This window comes from Pseudomonas psychrophila HA-4, from assembly GCF_000282975.1.
In the GTDB taxonomy this organism is placed as follows: domain Bacteria; phylum Pseudomonadota; class Gammaproteobacteria; order Pseudomonadales; family Pseudomonadaceae; genus Aquipseudomonas; species Aquipseudomonas psychrophila_A.
Genome location: NZ_ALJC01000059.1, coordinates 1 through 596 on the forward strand (window position 1 = coordinate 1; position 596 = coordinate 596).

Below are 596 nucleotides of genomic sequence, written 5' to 3' on the forward strand. Positions count from 1 at the left end.
GTTAGGCCGCATGGACACAACGCAGGTCACATTGATACACAAAATTCTAGCTGCGGCAGATGAGCGAAATCTGCCGCTCTGGATCGGTGGGGGCTGGGCGATCGATGCACGGCTAGGGCGTGTAACACGCAAGCACGATGATATTGATCTGACGTTTCCCGGCGAGAGGCGCGGCGAGCTCGAGGCAATAGTTGAAATGCTCGGCGGGCGCGTCATGGAGGAGTTGGACTATGGATTCTTAGCGGAGATCGGGGATGAGTTACTTGACTGCGAACCTGCTTGGTGGGCAGACGAAGCGTATGAAATCGCGGAGGCTCCGCAGGGCTCGTGCCCAGAGGCGGCTGAGGGCGTCATCGCCGGGCGGCCAGTCCGTTGTAACAGCTGGGAGGCGATCATCTGGGATTACTTTTACTATGCCGATGAAGTACCACCAGTGGACTGGCCTACAAAGCACATAGAGTCCTACAGGCTCGCATGCACCTCACTCGGGGCGGAAAAGGTTGAGGTCTTGCGTGCCGCTTTCAGGTCGCGATATGCGGCCTAACAATTCGTCCAAGCCGACGCCGCTTCGCGGCGCGGCTTAACTCAGGTGTTAG

1 protein-coding gene is annotated in these 596 nt (G+C 58.2%); it reads left to right on the top strand.

The features are described 5' to 3' along the window. Positions 1–10 precede the first annotated feature (10 nt). The gene (gene aadB, locus B347_RS0106890; protein WP_000381802.1) at positions 11–544 is read left to right on the top strand and encodes an aminoglycoside nucleotidyltransferase ANT(2'')-Ia; all 534 of its coding nucleotides are present in this window, start codon (positions 11–13) and stop codon (positions 542–544) included. Positions 545–596 lie beyond the last annotated feature (52 nt).